We start from the raw sequence: 1316 nt of genomic DNA, 5'->3' as shown, positions 1-1316 counted from the left end.
TGGGAAAACTCACGCCAATCGAATATGAAACAATCAACCGGACCGCGCTCACAGCGGCCTAAGACCCCGAGTCAACAAAAGCCGGGGCAGTCCCGCCGGGAACAATAGTGCCATGACTTCATCTATGTGTCCCGTGTGCGGCTGGCCAGGGCTCACGGAATCTCCGCGCTCACCCGCAGGTGGTGGTTCGTACGAGATCTGCTGGTGTTGTGGGTTCGAGTTCGGAGTCACGGATGACGACCTCGGTTACACCTATGAACAGTGGCGCGACAGTTGGATTCACCAGGGCATGCCCTGGGACAGCAGCTCGATATGCCAAGCACCGAATGGTTGGGATCCCGTCGAGCAGTTGCGCCGCCTACAACTACCACCCGCAAACTGACCGACCAAGGAAACACACACTAGCTCGTTAAGGCTGTGGCACTGCTGCCGGCGGGGGTTCAAATAATGCTCCCGTCGCGATTAAACGCATCATTCTGACCGCGACATGCAACATGCTCACCAACGGCGAGACCTACACCGGCGCCGGCGCGCGTACCCCTCAGGCGCGATCCTGAGCGGGCCAGAAAAAGGGCCGTCCGACAGCTAAAACCCTCGGCTTCGAGGTCAGGCTCACACCAGCAAGCGCATGACCCCTCGCTAATTTTCGTGCTAGGAACTGAGTGGCCACACTCGCGCACTGGGCCAGCCATTTGCCGCCCGTAGCACTCATATGACCGAACTACGGCCGTACGGTCCGGACACCGCAAGACTCTTTGGACGTCCCGCGAACCGACCGTCATTCGGGCAGTTCCATTTGGAATCCGCAGGCACATCTGAGGACTCGGGTGGAGAGATAGACCTCCAGCTCGTCTTCGGCTGTATCTTCGGTGGACAGGGGTGCAGCCAGCCGGCGGAGTTCCGAGTGCCTCCGTTCCATCGGTTGCCCGCAGTGCATGTAGTGGCCGCCGAGGATGAGCACGTCGTCTGTTTGTCCCAAGCGGGCCAGGACGAGGGATAATTTAGCCACCCAGGCGGGATGCTCACTGAATTGCCCGCACCGGCTGCAGGTGTGGGACACCACGACGACGTCGGCCGGTTGCTCCCGAGGGTGTGTCACCGAGGTAATGATGAGGTGGCGGTCGGTGTTGCAGGCGGTGCACATCACCGGGAGCACGCGCGGGGGTCGGTCCGCGCCGTCCGGGCGGAAGGCTGAAAGGTCGAGTGACATGAGGATCAGCCGGTGTACGGGTAGCTGGCGAGGATGTAGTCCGCGGCTGCCCGTCCTTTCATTCTCAGCCGGCTGTGGTGGACATTGATCCGGCAGAGGCGCATGC

The 1316-nt window shown here is 61.3% G+C and carries 1 protein-coding gene; it reads right to left on the bottom strand.

Annotation, left to right across the window (positions count from 1 at the left end; all coding sequences use genetic code 11):
- Nucleotides 1-778: 778 nt before the first annotated feature.
- Nucleotides 779-1210 (bottom strand): hypothetical protein, encoded by a 432-nt coding sequence (locus AB0N24_RS27535; protein ID WP_364131774.1) that lies wholly within the window; start codon nucleotides 1208-1210, stop codon nucleotides 779-781.
- Between the last annotated feature and the right edge of the window lie 106 nt (nucleotides 1211-1316).

Source organism: Arthrobacter sp. NPDC093128 (genome assembly GCF_040683875.1).
In the GTDB taxonomy this organism is placed as follows: Bacteria; Actinomycetota; Actinomycetes; order Actinomycetales; family Micrococcaceae; genus Arthrobacter.
This window is presented reverse-complemented; position numbering and strand designations above follow the sequence as displayed.